Below are 15,981 nucleotides of genomic sequence, written 5' to 3'. Positions count from 1 at the left end.
TTTTTTCATCCGTAATACGAACGTTAAGATTAAAAAAAACTATAATATTCGATTTAATTTTGACACGTAGGATTTCCATTGATAAAATGAAAAAGAATAGAGAAGGAAAGGGGAATGTTATGTCTGTCGTGGTTTCTGTGATTATGGGAAGTACATCTGATTGGGCAACAATGAAGCATACCTGTGATTGTTTAGATGAATTCAATATCTCTTATGAAAAAAAAGTAGTATCCGCTCATCGGACGCCAGATTATATGTTTGAATTTGCTGAACATGCTCGTGATCGTGGTATTAAAGTGATTATTGCAGGAGCTGGTGGTGCGGCTCATTTACCTGGGATGGTAGCAGCTAAAACCACTTTACCAGTCATAGGTGTTCCGATACAGTCTAAGGCTTTAAATGGTTTGGATTCGTTATTATCGATTGTTCAGATGCCAGGAGGTGTCCCTGTGGCGACTACAGCAATTGGAAAAGCAGGCGCTGTTAATGCCGGTCTGCTTGCAGTTCAAATGCTTTCCATGTATGATGGAGACTTAGCGGAGAAATTAGACGCAAAACGTAAGATTCTTGAAGAAACTTTGATGGAAAGTAGTGATGAACTTGAATAAACCTTTATTACCAGGACAAATGATTGGTATTATTGGTGGCGGACAACTTGGTAGAATGATGGCGCTTAGTGCACGGGAAATGGGTTTTCGTGTAGGCGTTTTGGATCCAACCGTTGATTGTCCAGCCGCTCAAGTCGCTGATTGGCATTTATTGGCTGATTACGATGATATAGAAGCTTTAAAAGAGCTAGCAAAACGCTCTCAGGTTTTAACGTATGAATTTGAGAATGTGGATGTTGAAGCATTGATGCAAGTTCAAGATTTAGTAGATATTCCTCAAGGAACAGATCTTTTAGCTATCACACAAGATCGTTTGCTAGAAAAATCTTTTTTAGAAGCGAATAACATTGTTATTGCACCGTTTGCAACTATTGTCAGCCCGACTGATATCCAAGAAGCGATTGACGGTATTGGTTACCCTTGTGTGCTGAAAACGACTCGAGGCGGCTACGATGGGAAAGGTCAATTTGTGTTATACAGTACATCCGATTTAGCTCCTTCAATGAACTTACTTAGAGAAGGCACCTGTGTTTTAGAAGCATGGATTCCTTATGAGAAAGAAATTTCCGTATTAGTTAGCGGGAATGGACGAGGAGATATCAAGGTTTTTCCTGTGGTTGAAAATATTCATCGAAATAATATTTTACACGAGACGATTGCCTCAGCTAGAGTGGATGAAGAGGTAGTGATTGAAGCGCAACGGATTGCTCAAGTGATTGCAGAGGCTGTTGATTTAGCTGGTACCTTGGCTGTGGAGATGTTTTTGACAGTCGATGGAGGTATCTATGTAAATGAATTGGCTCCAAGACCGCATAATTCAGGGCACTACTCAATCGAAGCTTGTTCTATGAGTCAATTTGAGGCTCATATTCGTGGTATCTGCGGTTGGCCGCTGCCAGAAGTAAAACTGTTATCAGAAGCTGTGATGGTCAACGTCTTAGGGAATGAGATCTATGAAACGATGGATGTGATCTCTGAAAAACCAGAATGGCATTTTCATTATTACGGTAAAGCGGAAGCGAAAAAAGGTAGAAAAATGGGACATATAACCATTTTAACAGAGGATATTTTCGATACATTAGAAGATATTTATCAAACCAATATTTGGGATTAAAAAGGAGCACATAAACGAATGATAGATCGTTATACACGACCAGAAATGGGCGCTATTTGGACAGATGAAAACCGCTACAAAGCATGGTTAGAAGTCGAAATTTTAGCAGATGAAGCTTGGGCAGAATTAGGCGATATTCCTAAAGAAGATGTACAAAAAATACGTGACAATGCCTCTTTTGATGTGGCGCGTATTCTAGAAATCGAAGCTGAAACTAGACACGATGTGGTTGCATTCACTCGTGCTGTATCAGAAACCTTAGGGGAAGAACGTAAGTGGGTTCACTATGGCTTAACCAGTACTGATGTGGTTGATACGGCTTATGGTTATTTATTGAAGCAAGCAAATGATATTTTACGAGAAGATTTAAAGAATTTTACTGCAATTATTGGTGAAAAAGCCAAAGAACATAAACATACGGTAATGATGGGGCGTACACATGGTGTTCACGCTGAACCGACAACGTTTGGATTGAAGTTAGCTTTGTGGTATTCAGAAATGAAACGTAATGTAGAACGTTTTGAACATGCAGCTAAAGCTGTGGAAGCGGGGAAAATCAGTGGAGCCGTGGGCACATTTGCGAATATTTCTCCTTTTGTTGAAGAGTATGTTTGTGGGCATTTAGGTATTCGTGCCCAAGAAATATCTACCCAAGTTCTACCTCGTGATCTACATGCAGAATATTTATCAGCAATGGCACTAGTTGCTACCAGTATCGAAAAATTTGCTACAGAAATTCGCGGACTGCAAAAGTCAGAAACTCGAGAAGTTGAAGAGTTCTTTGCTAAAGGTCAAAAAGGGTCTTCTGCAATGCCTCACAAGCGTAATCCTATTGGTTCGGAAAACATGACAGGACTTGCTCGTGTCATTCGTGGTCATATGGTAACGGCTTATGAGAATGTTACATTGTGGCATGAACGTGATATCTCACATTCATCAGCAGAACGAATCATTATTCCTGATACAACGATTTTATTAGATTATATGCTGAATCGTTTTTCCAATATTGTAAAAAATCTAACTGTATTTCCTGATAATATGAAACGAAATATGGATGCAACATACGGTCTTATCTATAGCCAACGTGTGTTGTTAAAGTTGATTGATCATGGTATGGCTAGAGAAGCGGCTTATGATTTAGTTCAACCAAAAACAGCGTATGCTTGGGATCACCAAACAGCATTTAGACCGTTGCTGGAGGCAGATGAAAAAATTACCTCTGTTTTATCCAAAGAAGAATTAGATGATGCGTTTGACTATAACTATCATTTGAAAAATGTTGATATTATTTTTGATCGTGTTGGATTAGGATAGATAATAAAAAATAGTAGAAATCTCGCAGTTATCTGAGGGATTTCTACTATTTTTTTAAATTGTAATTTCTTGAAAATTACGAATTCTTGGCGAGCTTGGTGCTTTTAACATGGTGAGTAACTGTTCAATAAATAGATACGTACATTCTTTTGAATTGAAATAAACATGTATGCAGTAATTGTTTTTAAAAAAATGCTGCTCATGTACTTGGTGTATAACTAATTCCTTATCATAACTATTTATATAACGAAATGTTCGTTTTCTTCGCTCTGAATGGCGATGGACGATTCGTTTTAAATTTTTGAATGTGTAGTAAGAGCTATCCTGATTTAATTTGTGGACTTCTTCTAATGCCAATAAATCATTATATAATCTTGTTTTTTCTTCTGGGATTAATCCAGTCAAAAAATCCTCTGCTAAATAGTCATAATCACTAGCCATTTATGCGTTCCCTCCTAAAACCATCACTATAAAAATAATGTGAATTTTCCAAAGATCTACTACATTTAGCATAACACTTTTTTTATTAGTTGTAAATGCTTACAAGATTTTCTTAATATGTGGTATTTTATGTATTAAACACGAACGATATGTCGTTTTGTTGATCGAAATGTTAATAAAAGTTTGACGGTAATACTTTACCTTGTTAAACTATAAATGAATAAAGACGAAATATTTTGTTCCATTTCATTTATAATGTACGGAAAAAAGGATGTGTCGTAATAGTGGGAAAGAGTAACTTGCTATATGAAGGAAAAGCTAAAAGATTGTTTGAAACAGAGGATCCTCAAGTGCTGAGAGTTGTGTATCTAGATCAAGCAACTGCTCTGAATGGTGTCAGAAAAGATATGATACAAGGGAAAGCCGAACTAAACAATCAGATAACAGCAATTATTTTCGAGTATTTTAACCAAAAAGGACTCCTCAACCATTTTATTAAAAAAATATCAAAAGACGAACAATTGGTGGAGTCACTTAAAATCATTCCACTAGAGGTAGTCATTAGGAATGTATCAGCTGGTAGTTTTTCAAAACGTTTATCTATATCAGAAGGTCAGCAACTTGAATTCCCTATTTTAGAATTTTATTACAAAGATGATCATCTTGATGATCCAATGATTAACGATGATCATGTTAAGTTTTTAAAAATTGCAACAGAAGAAGAAATCGCAACCATAAAACATGAGGCTCACAAGGTAAATAGGGTGCTGTTAGACCTATTTAAACAAATCGGTATTCGTTTGATTGACTTTAAAATAGAGTTTGGTCGGCGACCTGACGGAACAATTTTATTAGCGGACGAAATTACTCCTGATACTTGCCGATTATGGGACGAAAAAACAAGTAGCCATCTAGACAAAGACGTTTATCGCAAGAATTTAGGGGAAATCGTTCCTGTGTACCAGGAAGTGCTTGATCGCCTAAAACAAAAATTTAACTAAAAATAAAGGAGATTTGTTAACGATGTATGTTGTAAAAGTATATGTTACCTATAAAGACTCTGTTTTAGATCCTCAAGGTGAAGCGATAAAAGGAGCGGTTCATCGTCTTGGCTTTAGCGAGATTGATGAGATACGGATCGGAAAATATTTTGAAATTAAAGTGAGCGGCTCAAATCGTCCAATTGAAACAGTGATTGAGGAAATTTGTGATAAGTTATTGGCTAACGTTAATATGGAAACTTATCGATATGAGATTCAGGAGGAAGTCTAACATGAAGTTTGCGGTGATTGTTTTTCCAGGCTCTAATTGTGATATGGATTTACTATGGGCGGTCAAAGACATTTTGGGTGAAGACGCTGAGTATGTGCGACACGATGCAGATAGTTTAGATGGGTTTGATGGTGTTTTAATTCCAGGAGGGTTTTCATATGGAGATTATCTTAGATGTGGTGCAATCGCACGTTTTTCGAAAATAATTAATGAAATTGTCCGTTTTGCTGATGAAGGAAAGCCAGTGTTTGGGACTTGTAATGGATTTCAAATTTTAACTGAAGCTGGACTTTTGCCAGGTGTGTTGCTTCGCAATGAATCACTACATTTTGTTTGTAAAACAGTCAGATTAAAAGTAGAGAATAACCAGACGAACTTTACTTCTGACTATCAAAAAGACGACCTAATTCGGTTACCGATTGCTCATGGAGAAGGAAATTATTATTGTGATGAAGCAACTCTTGAAACGTTAAAAGAAAATCAACAAATTGTCTTTACTTATGCTGATGAAAATCCCAATGGTAGTCTGGAAAATATTGCTGGAATCATCAATGAAAAAGGGAATGTATTAGGGATGATGCCTCATCCAGAACGTGCAGTAGAAGCCTTATTAGGCTCAGAGGATGGGGTGCGTTTATTTCGATCAATTGTAAAAAATTATGGGAAGGCTAGGGCAAATGCATGATGAAATTGAAAGAACCAACTCCTGAAGAAATCAAACATCAACGAATTTACGCTGAATGGGGATTGACGGATGAAGAATATCGACTGATTGCAGAAGACATCCTAGGCCGTATGCCAAACTATACAGAAACAGGATTATTTTCTGTAATGTGGAGTGAACATTGTTCTTATAAAAACTCAAAGCCTGTTTTAAGAAAGTTTCCTACAACAGGGGATAGAGTATTACAAGGTCCTGGCGAAGGTGCAGGAATTGTTGATATCGGTGATGATCAGGCGGTGGTTTTCAAAGCTGAAAGCCATAACCACCCTTCTGCTATTGAACCTTATGAAGGCGCAGCGACAGGAGTTGGCGGGATTATCAGAGATATTTTTAGTATGGGGGCTAGACCTATCGCTATTTTAGATTCATTACGTTTTGGTGAATTAACGAATGATCGGACAAAATATCTTTTAGAAGAAGTGGTGGCTGGCATTAGTGGCTACGGAAATTGCATCGGTATTCCTACGGTTGGCGGTGAAGTTTCTTTTGATCCATGCTACGAAGGAAATCCATTAGTAAATGCGATGTGCGTGGGGTTGATTGATCATAAAGATATTCAAAAAGGACAAGCTAAAGGGGTCGGTAATGCAATTATGTATGTTGGTGCGAAAACAGGACGTGACGGCATACATGGTGCAACATTTGCTTCAGAGGAATTTGTTGAAGGAGAAGAACAACAACGTTCAGCTGTGCAAGTCGGTGATCCTTTCATGGAAAAATTATTACTTGAAGCTTGTTTAGAATTGATTTTAGAGCATTCAGATATCTTGATAGGAATTCAGGATATGGGGGCTGCGGGATTAGTCTCTTCTAGTGCAGAAATGGCATCAAAAGCAGGTTCAGGGTTGATTTTGGATTTAGATGATGTGCCGCAACGTGAAACAGGAATGACTCCTTATGAAATGATGTTGTCTGAGTCTCAAGAACGGATGTTGATTTGTGTAGAAAAAGGGCACGAAGCAGAAGTGATTGAACTTTTTAAAAAGTATGAACTAGATGCGGTTACGATTGGGCAGGTCACAGATGATGGGCTCTATCGCCTAAATCATAGAGGTGTGGAAGTGGCTAATTTGCCAGTTGATGCATTGGCAGAAGATGCGCCTGTTTACAATAAAGAACGGAAAGAACCAGCAAGGATCAAAGAGTTTGAATCATTAGCAGATTTTAAACCGGAAATAACAGATTCTGAAGCAACTTTATTACGTTTACTTCAACAACCCACGATCGCCTCTAAAAAAATGATCTATGAAACTTATGACTCTCAGGTGCGAACTAATACAGTTGTTTTGCCTGGTAGTGATGCTGCGGTTTTGAGGGTTCGTGGAACTAAAAAAGCGTTAGCTATGACCACGGATTGTAATGCTCGTTATCTGTATTTAAATCCAGAAATTGGTGGTCAAATTGCTGTAGCAGAAGCTGCGCGAAATATTGTTGCCAGTGGTGGACAGCCTTTGGCAATTACGGATTGCTTAAATTATGGCTCTCCAGACAAACCAGAAAGCTTTTGGGAACTTTGGACGTCAGCAGATGGAATCGCTAAGGCCTGTGAAGTTTTAGAAACACCAGTGATTTCTGGCAATGTTTCTTTATACAATGAGACGAATGGCAAGTCTATCTATCCGACGCCGGTGATCGGAATGGTGGGGCTGATAGAAAATTTGTCAGATATTACAACACAAGAGTTTAAAAATGTAGGTGATTTAATTTATGTTTTAGGGGAAACCAAAGCTGATTTCAACGGCAGTGAGTTACAAAAAATGATGCTAGGAGTCATTGAAGGGAAATTGATGGATTTTGATTTAGCTGTTGAAAAAGAGAACCAACAATTGGTGTTAGCTGCAATTAAAGAAGGATTGATAGAAAGTGCCCATGATTGTTCCGAAGGTGGTTTAGGTATTGCATTAGCAGAATCTGCTTTTAAAAATACGGTTGGCTTGGATATTACAGTAAGTATGCCTGTTTCTTGGCTCTTTTCTGAAACGCAGTCTAGGTTTGTTTTATCGATCAAGTCAGAAAATCAGCTTAAATTTGAAGAACTAATGAGAGATAAAGCCCAACTTATTGGGAAAGTAACTGAGACTGAAATAATCAGCATCCAAACAAACGATCAAACAATCAAGGTTTTGACACAAACAGCTAAAGAGTTGTGGGAGGAAGCTATTCCATGTCTTATGAAGTGAGAAGTTTAAATGAAGAATGTGGTGTTTTTGGTATTTGGGGCCATCCTGATGCGGCTCGTGTGGTTTACTTTGGTTTACACAGTTTACAACATCGAGGGCAAGAAGGTGCTGGAATCGTTTCTAATAACGCAGGTCAATTAAATGGCTATAGAGGTTTGGGATTACTTTCAGAAGTGTTTAAAGATGATCGTTCGTTCGCTTCTTTGAGTGGAAATTCTGCGATCGGTCATGTGCGTTATGCAACGGCTGGAAATGGCAGTGTAGATAATATTCAGCCGTTTTTATTTAAATTTTACGATGGCGCATGTGGTTTAGCTCATAATGGTAATTTGACAAATGCCAAAAGTTTGAGAAAAAAATTAGAACAAGGCGGTGCAATTTTCCATTCAAACTCTGATACGGAAATCTTGATGCATTTAATTCGACGCAGTAAGCAACCGACCTTTATAGAACAATTAAAAGAAAGTCTACGGACAATCAAGGGTGGTTTTGCCTATTTGTTAATGACAGAAACAGCAATGATCGCAGCACTTGATCCAAACGCATTTCGACCATTATCGATCGGTCAAATGAAAAATGGTGCGTATGTAATTGCCAGTGAAACATGTGCATTAGAAGTGATCGGAGCAGAATTTGTTCGAGACGTAGCACCTGGAGAAGTAATCATAATTGATGATACTGGCTATACAGTAGAAAAATACACTGAGGATACGCAATACTCGATTTGTTCAATGGAATATATTTATTTTGCAAGACCGGATTCAAATATAGCTGGAGTAAATGTGCATACAGCCCGAAAGAATATGGGAAAACGATTGGCTGAGGAAGCTCCGATTGAAGCAGATATAGTGGTGGGTGTACCAAATTCTTCTCTTTCTGCGGCTAGTGGTTATGCAGAAGCTAGTGGAATTCCTTACGAAATGGGTTTGGTGAAGAATCAATATATTGCTCGAACTTTTATTCAGCCTACTCAAGAATTAAGAGAACAAGGGGTTAAGATGAAGCTTTCCGCAGTACGTGGTGTGGTAGAAGGAAAACGAGTAGTTATGGTCGACGATTCAATTGTTCGAGGGACAACAAGTCGCCGAATCGTCCGATTATTGAAAGATGCTGGTGCAAAAGAAGTGCACGTAAGAATTGCATCACCACCATTAAGATTTCCATGTTTTTATGGTATCGATATCCAAACGAGAAAAGAATTAATTGCTGCCAATCATTCAGTTTCTGAAATTGAACAGCTCATTAAAGCAGATTCGTTAAGTTTTTTAAGTGAGCAGGGATTGATAGATTCGATTGGTTTACAATATGACGCTCCATATTCAGGACTTTGTATGGCGTATTTTAATGGTGACTATCCAACGCCATTATATGATTACGAACAAAACTATCAAGTTTCTTTGCGAAAAAAATAAGTTTTGTATAGTCAAAAGCAGTGTGTCAAACAAAATTTTAGGAGGAACCTTAATGGCAAATGCCTATGCAAAAGCTGGTGTAGATGTTGAAGCTGGTTATGAGGTAATAGAAAGAATCAAAAAACATGTGAAACAAACAGAACGCATAGGTGTGATGGGAACGCTTGGCGGTTTTGGAGGTTGTTTTGATTTAAGTAAGGTGGAAGTGAAGGAACCTGTCTTAGTATCGGGAACAGACGGAGTAGGGACAAAGTTAATGATTGCAATTCAAGAAAATAAGCATGACAGTATTGGGATCGATTGTGTTGCTATGTGCGTGAATGACATCGTTGCACAAGGCGCTGAGCCGTTATATTTTCTAGATTATATCGCCACAGGTAAAAGTATGCCTGAACGTTTGGAACAAGTTGTTGCCGGCGTGGCAGAAGGTTGTATTCAGGCGGGAGCAGCACTGATTGGCGGTGAAACTGCTGAAATGCCTGGCATGTACACAGGTGCTGACTACGATCTTGCTGGATTTGCTGTTGGAATTGCTGAAAAAAGTCAATTAATCACTGGTGAGAAAATTAAAGAAGGAGACGTTCTTCTTGGGTTGCCGTCCAGTGGTATTCATTCAAATGGCTATTCACTTGTTCGTAAGATTTTTTTTGAAATGCATCAATTCACTGGCGAGACTCGTATTCCGGAGTTGAACGAAAAACTTCTAGGAGAGGAGCTTTTGACACCAACAAAAATTTATGTGAAAGGAATACTACCACTAGTAAAACAGGAACTAGTGAGTGGGATTGCACACATTACTGGTGGTGGCTTTGTTGAAAATGTTCCTAGAATGCTGCCGAAGAATGTATCTGCACAAATCAATCTAAGAACTTGGCCGATATTACCGATTTTTAAAGCTTTGGAAAAGTATGGTCAGATTCCTGCGATGGAAATGTATGAGATTTTCAACATGGGAATAGGAATGGTTTTAGCGGTTTCACTAGATAAAGTAGACGATGTTCGTACAATTCTAAGTGAACTTAACGAACCAAGTTATATTATTGGCAAAATAATCTCTAAGGACAAGCAAGCGATTGTTTTTAAAGAGGTGTAAAAATGAAACTAGCAATATTTGCCTCAGGAAACGGAAGCAACTTCCAAGCAATCGCTGAAGCAGTAGGAAATGGAATGATTGATGCCCAAATAGCTTTGTTATTTTGTGATCAAAAAGAAGCCTACGTGATCCAACGAGCCAAAACGATGTTGATCCCAGTCATTTCTTTTTCACCGAAGGATTTTGAATCGAAATCAATGTATGAAGGAGAAATTCTTCATTTACTTGAAGAAGAACAAGTTGATTTAGTGGTTTTAGCAGGTTACATGAGAATTATTGGTCCAACCTTATTAGAGGTGTTTTCAGGTCGAATCATCAATATTCATCCAGCATTGTTACCGAATTTCCCAGGGTTAAATGGAATCAAGGATGCTTTTGAAGGGAATGTTTCTGAAACAGGAGTTACCATTCATTACGTCGATGATGGAGTTGATACTGGGCCGATCATAGCACAAGAAAGAGTGGCGATTGAAAGCAATGACACCCTTGATTCTTTGGAAGAAAAAATTCATGATTTAGAGCATAAACTGTATCCAAATGTTTTAGCAAATCTTATAAAAACTCAACAGGGAGAGAGCCATTCATGACGAAAAAAAGAGCGTTGATTAGTGTATCGGATAAAACAGGGGTTGTTACTTTTGCTAAAGGATTAGTTGAACAAGGGATAGAAATTATTTCTACTGGTGGTACAAAAGCTGTTCTTGAAGAAGCGGGAATTCCAACAGTTTCAATCGAAGAGGTGACTGGTTTTCCAGAGATGATGGACGGTCGGGTCAAAACTCTACATCCAAAAATTCACGGTGGTTTGTTAGGACGCCGCGATCTAAGTGCACACATAAAAGCGATGGAATCTCATGGTATTCAGCCCATCGATTTTGTTTGTGTAAACCTCTATCCATTTAAAGAAACCATCCTGAAAGATGGTGTCACTGCTGCAGAAGCAATTGAAAACATTGATATTGGTGGACCGAGTATGCTTAGAAGCGCAGCCAAAAATCATGCATTTGTAACAGCGGTTGTTGATCCTAAAGATTATGAACGAGTGTTAGTTGAACTTCGTGAAGCTGGTGAAACGACCTTTGTAACAAGACAGCAATTAGCTGCAAAAGTTTTTAGACATACAGCTGCTTATGATGCTTTGATTGCTGAGTATTTGACAGATTTAGTGGATGAAAAAGAACCTGAATCATTAACTCTTACGTATGATTTAAAACAAACATTGCGATATGGAGAAAACAGCCATCAACAAGCTGCTTTTTATCAAGATGCGCTTCCTGTTTCTTTCTCGATTGCTAGTGCTAAGCAGCTTCATGGTAAAGAATTGTCTTACAACAACATCAAAGATGCGGATGCAGCAATTCGAATTTCAAGAGAATTTGAACAGCCGGCAGTGGTTGCGGTGAAACATATGAATCCCTGTGGAATCGGTATTGGTGAAACAATCGATGAGGCCTATCACTATGCGTATACAGCAGATCCAGTTTCTATTTTTGGTGGAATCATTGTCTTAAATCGTGAAGTCAATGCACAAATCGCTGAGAAAATGCATAAATTATTTCTAGAAATTATCATTGCTCCGAGTTTTTCAAAAGAAGGTTTTGAAATTTTGAGCAGTAAAAAAAATCTTCGTTTGATGACCTTGGACTTTTCTAATAAAAATCAAGCAATCAAAGATGAAAAGGTCTCTGTTTTAGGTGGATTATTGATCCAAAATCAAGATCTTGTTGAAGAAGCAGCTGAAAATTGGCAAGTCGTTACCAAGAGACAGCCCACTGTTGATGAATTAACAGCATTAGAATTTGCATGGAAAGCGGTGAAACATGTGAAAAGTAATGGTATCGTAGTAGCAAATAGTCATCGTACCTTGGGAATTGGTGCAGGGCAAATGAATCGCGTTGGATCTGTACAAATTGCAATTGATCAAGCCGGCACCATGATTAATGATGCAGTTTTAGCTAGTGATGCTTTTTTTCCGATGGGTGACAGTGTGGAGTATGCCGGAAAATGTGGCGTCAAAGCAATTGTTCAACCAGGTGGGAGTATTAAAGATCAGGAATCAATCGAAATGGCAGACAAGTATGATATTGCCATGGTCTTCACTGAGATTAGACACTTTAGACATTAAAAGGAGAAATTGATGGGACTAACTATTTTAGTTATTGGAAGCGGCGGCAGAGAACACGTGATTAGTCAAAAGTTGATTCAAAGTCCTAAAGTAGAAACAGTTTTTTGTGCCAAAGGGAACGATGGAATGAAAGAAGATGGAATTAAATTAGTAAACATTTCTGAAGACGATCATCTTGGTTTGATCAACTTTGCCAAGAAAAATCAAGTTGATTGGACATTTGTTGGACCAGAAGTACCATTATTGAATGGGATCGTTGATGATTTTACTAGAGCTGGATTGTTAGCTTTTGGTCCGATGAAAGCGGCAGCGCTTATTGAAGGCTCTAAAGATTTTGCTAAGAACATCATGAATAAGTATAAAATACCAACAGCAGACCATCAAACATTTTTTGATATTGACCAAGCAAAAGCTTATGTGCTTAAACAAGGGGCGCCTATTGTTATTAAAGCGGACGGACTAGCAGCTGGAAAAGGGGTAGTTGTTGCCGAGACAGTGGAAGAAGCGAACAATGCTTTAAAAGATATGTTGGAAAACAATAAGTTTGGTACAAGTGGTACAAAAGTGGTCATTGAAGAGTTTCTTGTTGGAGAAGAATTTTCTTTGTTAGCTTTTGTTCGTAATCAAGAAGTTTACCCAATGGTTATCGCTCAAGACCATAAACGAGCGTACGATAATGACTTAGGACCTAATACAGGTGGTATGGGTGCCTATGCTCCTGTTCCGCAAATTCCTAATGATATTGTTAAAGAAGCTATTGAAACGATTCTAAAACCCACAGCTAGCGGCATGATGGCAGAAGGTAGAGCTTTTACAGGGATTTTATATGCTGGGTTGATAGCAACAGAAGAGGGTCCTAAAGTAATTGAATTCAATGCGCGATTTGGTGATCCTGAAACACAAGTTGTACTGCAACGCTTAGAGAGTGATTTTGCACAGGTTATAGATGACTTGCTTAAAGGGGAACAACCAGAAATAAAATGGAAGCAAGATGGCTATAGTGTAGGTGTTGTTGTTGCAGCAAAGGGATATCCAGAAGCCTATCAAAAAGGGAGTCTTATTCCTGTATTTTCCACCGTGGACAAAGAACACATTTACTATGCTGGAGTAACAGAGGAAAAAGGGCGACTGGTTTCTGATGGTGGGCGTGTGTATCTTGTTGAAGCTAGCGCTAAAACGTTAAAAGAAGCGCAACAAGCTGTTTATGCTGTATTGAATTCGGTGGATACACAAGGAACTTTTTTCCGTAAAGATATTGGTTCTAAAGGGATGAATGAAAAGTAAAAGATAACTAGTATGTTGGATTGATACAGAAATAAAAGCGAGGAGGATAAGACAAAAGTAAAAAACGCTTTTGTCTTATCCTTTTTTTGTCTTGGAATAATTAAGTAAAACAAAGAGACAATCCCAAAAAAATCCCTTCACAGCACTATTCTGTATGATATAATCATCTGTGAAGGGAAGTTGACCAATGAAAAATAAAGCAGAACAAAATCTATCAGTTTCAATAACAGATGTAAAGCAATCTCCTATGTCGATTTTTGAAGCAGCAAAAAAATCAAACTCGGGAGTCTACATTTATAATAGAAAAAAAATTGCTGGTGTGATGCTGACGGTTGAACAATATGAAGCTCTGATAAAGAAAAAATCGTTAGATCAGGGGCAAGATAGGAAGACAGAGCAATTAAATCAAGCGATTCGCCAAACTCTTTCTTTTGGTTCGTTAATGTCCGCAAAAAATTTAGATGAACAATTGGTGTCTTTAGGGTTTATCACTAAAAAAATTGAATCAGACAATTACAATGAAATGATGAATGAGTTAAATGAAACGGGAAAAATAGAATACCAACTTCAGAAAAAAGAAGATCGAACGAATATTTTTGCTGAAGTGATCGGGGAACAAAGCAATCAATCACAATTATCAGATAAACTAATTTTGAAAAAAATCCATCTTAGAGTAGAGTAGTCAATTATAAAATAAAAATGACTGGAACGAAAAGCCGCAGGCTTCGCTTCAGTCATTTTTTCTTTATAGTAAGATAGCTTGGAGTTACTGCTCATTTAAATCCAAATAGCGTTCTAGATAATCTGCTAAACCATCTTCATCATTGGTCTTTTCAGTGATATCGTTGGCAACAGATTTGATCTGTTCTGTCGCATTTTTCATTGCTACACCCCAGCCAACGTAATCTAGCATTTCTTCATCATTGTGTTCATCACCGAATGCAATGATATCAGAGCGTTTCACATTTAGGTAATTAGCTACTTGTTCTACGCCTTTCGCTTTTTGTATCCCTTTTGAGACGATTTCTAAAATCGGTGTTGGCCCGCCCCATGTTCTGACGTCTACATAGTCCCCATATTGCTTCATTAAAGAATCGGACACTTGTTTTGCTTGATTTTGTGAAGTTCTGACCATCATTGAAGTTGGATCTGCAATCAAGTTTTTGGCAGTCAACAGATTACTAGGTGTTGCTTCGGAGGCGAAAAATGTTGAATCGAAGTACTCTAAACTGTCGATGAAAAAAGTTTCTTTATTTTCTGCAGCGACAAAATCAAGATTTAATGCTTTCTTTTGCGCTAAAATATCAAAAACTAAATCTCTTTGAATGCCTGTTTCTTTTTCATCAGCCCACTGTTTTTCAGGCATGTGAACGAGTGCGCCGTTAAAGTTAACCATAGGAGTGGCCAAACCTAATTGACGATAGAATTGTCCGCTCATACGGTAAGGACGACCAGTAACGATACTAACATAGTGACCGTTTTTTATAGCTTTTTTTAGCGTTTTTTCAGTTGTTCCACTAATTAATGACTGTGCGTTCAGCGTTGTACCATCAAGATCTATTGCGATTAATTTTTTCAAAGTCATTCCTCCCAGAAGATTTCCTTCATTTAGTCTAGCATAAAATAGTAGAATGACAAGTTTTCAAGAAAATTTTTGAAAAAAATTAGTTTATGATACACTGAATAAAAGGAGGGGAGAGAAGGTTGAATCTTATCTATCGTTGGACAATCCGAATAGCAACATTGATTTATTGTATTTGCATGGTGTTTTTTGCTGATAGGTATCATTTTATGGCGTTGAATGTCTTTTTAGCATATATTCCCATCGAGATTAGCTTTCATTTCAGAGAAGTAAACAGAAAAATAGCCCTGATACTAGGAATGCTTTGGTTATTATTTTATCCTAATGCGCCATATTTATTGACGGATTTTTTTCATTTAGAGAATTTATCCATCTATCGGGGAATGGATCAGTTGTTCGGCCAGTCGTTGTCTGCTTGGCTTTCATTCAGTTTGTTGACAGCAGGGATTTGTGTATATGCTTTTTTAGGAATGACAACATTACTTACTGCTCTTAATGAATGTTATCGCAGAGGTGTTTTTAGTAAAAAGCAGCAGGGAGTGTTCTTTTTTTTAATCGTCAATCTACTATCAAGTCTAGCCATTTTTGTCGGGCGTTTTGATCGTTTACATAGTGTGTATTTATTTACTGAACCTGTTGAAACGTTAAAAACCATTTTTCTGAATTGGTCTGTAGACAAAGTCTTATTTATTTTGTTGTTTACAGGATTGCAACTGGTTTTATTACTTACTATAGTTGGTATAATGAAATTGTCTTGGACGAAGAAGGAAGAATGGTTGGATTGACAGTGTGTTAATAAATTGTTACTCTGTTGGTAAGTGTGTTTGTAAAT

16 protein-coding genes are annotated in these 15,981 nt (G+C 37.7%); 14 read left to right on the top strand and 2 right to left on the bottom strand.

All coding sequences use genetic code 11. The annotated features are described in order from the left end of the window. Nucleotides 1-119: 119 nt before the first annotated feature. Genes purE through purB form a run of 3 tightly spaced genes read left to right on the top strand, consistent with a single transcriptional unit; the run spans nucleotide 120 to nucleotide 3,036 of the window. Nucleotides 120-608, top strand: a complete 489-nt coding sequence (gene purE, locus BCR23_RS00555) for a 5-(carboxyamino)imidazole ribonucleotide mutase (RefSeq protein ID WP_069633981.1) — start codon at nucleotides 120-122, stop codon at nucleotides 606-608. Further along, complete coding sequence (gene purK, locus BCR23_RS00550) at nucleotides 592-1,722, top strand: 5-(carboxyamino)imidazole ribonucleotide synthase (protein ID WP_069633558.1); 1,131 nt, start codon at nucleotides 592-594, stop codon at nucleotides 1,720-1,722. The genes purE and purK overlap by 17 nt, the downstream gene beginning before the upstream one ends. A gap of 18 nt (nucleotides 1,723-1,740) precedes the next feature. Beyond that, nucleotides 1,741-3,036: an adenylosuccinate lyase gene (purB, locus tag BCR23_RS00545; RefSeq protein ID WP_069633557.1), complete on the top strand. Its 1,296-nt coding sequence runs from the start codon at nucleotides 1,741-1,743 to the stop codon at nucleotides 3,034-3,036. A gap of 54 nt (nucleotides 3,037-3,090) precedes the next feature. Here the strand turns inward: purB and BCR23_RS00540 are convergent, their stop codons facing one another. Then, nucleotides 3,091-3,477 carry a hypothetical protein gene (locus tag BCR23_RS00540; protein WP_069633556.1) on the bottom strand — a complete coding sequence of 129 codons (387 nt, stop codon included), beginning with the start codon at nucleotides 3,475-3,477 and terminating at the stop codon, nucleotides 3,091-3,093. 284 nt (nucleotides 3,478-3,761) lie between these two features. On the opposite strand from BCR23_RS00540, the gene purC reads away from it, so the two are divergent. From purC to BCR23_RS00490, 10 genes are all read left to right on the top strand, one after another. Continuing rightward, the gene (gene purC, locus BCR23_RS00535; RefSeq protein WP_069633555.1) at nucleotides 3,762-4,478 is read left to right on the top strand and encodes a phosphoribosylaminoimidazolesuccinocarboxamide synthase; all 717 of its coding nucleotides are present in this window, start codon (nucleotides 3,762-3,764) and stop codon (nucleotides 4,476-4,478) included. A 22-nt stretch (nucleotides 4,479-4,500) separates the two neighbouring features. Beyond that, nucleotides 4,501-4,749 (top strand): phosphoribosylformylglycinamidine synthase subunit PurS, encoded by a 249-nt coding sequence (gene purS, locus BCR23_RS00530; RefSeq protein WP_069633554.1) that lies wholly within the window; start codon nucleotides 4,501-4,503, stop codon nucleotides 4,747-4,749. A 1-nt stretch (nucleotide 4,750) separates the two neighbouring features. Continuing rightward, nucleotides 4,751-5,434, top strand: a complete 684-nt coding sequence (purQ, locus tag BCR23_RS00525) for a phosphoribosylformylglycinamidine synthase subunit PurQ (RefSeq protein WP_069633553.1) — start codon at nucleotides 4,751-4,753, stop codon at nucleotides 5,432-5,434. Next, the gene (gene purL / locus BCR23_RS00520; protein WP_069633552.1) at nucleotides 5,431-7,653 is read left to right on the top strand and encodes a phosphoribosylformylglycinamidine synthase subunit PurL; all 2,223 of its coding nucleotides are present in this window, start codon (nucleotides 5,431-5,433) and stop codon (nucleotides 7,651-7,653) included. Before purQ ends, purL begins: the two co-directional genes overlap by 4 nt. Next, complete coding sequence (gene purF / locus BCR23_RS00515; protein ID WP_069633551.1) at nucleotides 7,638-9,065, top strand: amidophosphoribosyltransferase; 1,428 nt, start codon at nucleotides 7,638-7,640, stop codon at nucleotides 9,063-9,065. Before purL ends, purF begins: the two co-directional genes overlap by 16 nt. Nucleotides 9,066-9,117: 52 nt before the next feature. Further along, the gene (purM, locus tag BCR23_RS00510) at nucleotides 9,118-10,158 is read left to right on the top strand and encodes a phosphoribosylformylglycinamidine cyclo-ligase (RefSeq protein ID WP_069633550.1); all 1,041 of its coding nucleotides are present in this window, start codon (nucleotides 9,118-9,120) and stop codon (nucleotides 10,156-10,158) included. Between the two features lie 2 nt (nucleotides 10,159-10,160). Continuing rightward, nucleotides 10,161-10,745, top strand: a complete 585-nt coding sequence (gene purN / locus BCR23_RS00505) for a phosphoribosylglycinamide formyltransferase (protein WP_069633549.1) — start codon at nucleotides 10,161-10,163, stop codon at nucleotides 10,743-10,745. After that, the gene (gene purH / locus BCR23_RS00500; protein WP_069633548.1) at nucleotides 10,742-12,283 is read left to right on the top strand and encodes a bifunctional phosphoribosylaminoimidazolecarboxamide formyltransferase/IMP cyclohydrolase; all 1,542 of its coding nucleotides are present in this window, start codon (nucleotides 10,742-10,744) and stop codon (nucleotides 12,281-12,283) included. Before purN ends, purH begins: the two co-directional genes overlap by 4 nt. 12 nt (nucleotides 12,284-12,295) lie before the next feature. Then, nucleotides 12,296-13,567, top strand: coding sequence for a phosphoribosylamine--glycine ligase (gene purD, locus BCR23_RS00495; protein ID WP_069633547.1), 1,272 nt, complete (start codon nucleotides 12,296-12,298; stop codon nucleotides 13,565-13,567). 187 nt (nucleotides 13,568-13,754) lie between these two features. Next, nucleotides 13,755-14,249: a type II toxin-antitoxin system Phd/YefM family antitoxin gene (locus BCR23_RS00490; protein WP_069633546.1), complete on the top strand. Its 495-nt coding sequence runs from the start codon at nucleotides 13,755-13,757 to the stop codon at nucleotides 14,247-14,249. Nucleotides 14,250-14,333: 84 nt separating this feature from the next. On the opposite strand, the gene BCR23_RS00485 is transcribed toward BCR23_RS00490, so the two are convergent. Further along, the gene (locus tag BCR23_RS00485; protein WP_083241851.1) at nucleotides 14,334-15,146 is read right to left on the bottom strand and encodes a Cof-type HAD-IIB family hydrolase; all 813 of its coding nucleotides are present in this window, start codon (nucleotides 15,144-15,146) and stop codon (nucleotides 14,334-14,336) included. A gap of 182 nt (nucleotides 15,147-15,328) precedes the next feature. Here BCR23_RS00485 and BCR23_RS00480 point away from each other — a divergent pair, with 182 nt between their 5' ends. Then, a complete protein-coding gene (locus BCR23_RS00480; RefSeq protein WP_069633980.1) occupies nucleotides 15,329-15,934 on the top strand; it encodes a DUF1361 domain-containing protein in 606 nt (201 codons plus the stop codon). Nucleotides 15,935-15,981 lie beyond the last annotated feature (47 nt).

The sequence above is a fragment of the Enterococcus quebecensis genome, assembly GCF_001730365.1.
Taxonomy (GTDB): Bacteria; Bacillota; Bacilli; order Lactobacillales; family Enterococcaceae; genus Enterococcus_L; species Enterococcus_L quebecensis.
This window is presented reverse-complemented; position numbering and strand designations above follow the sequence as displayed.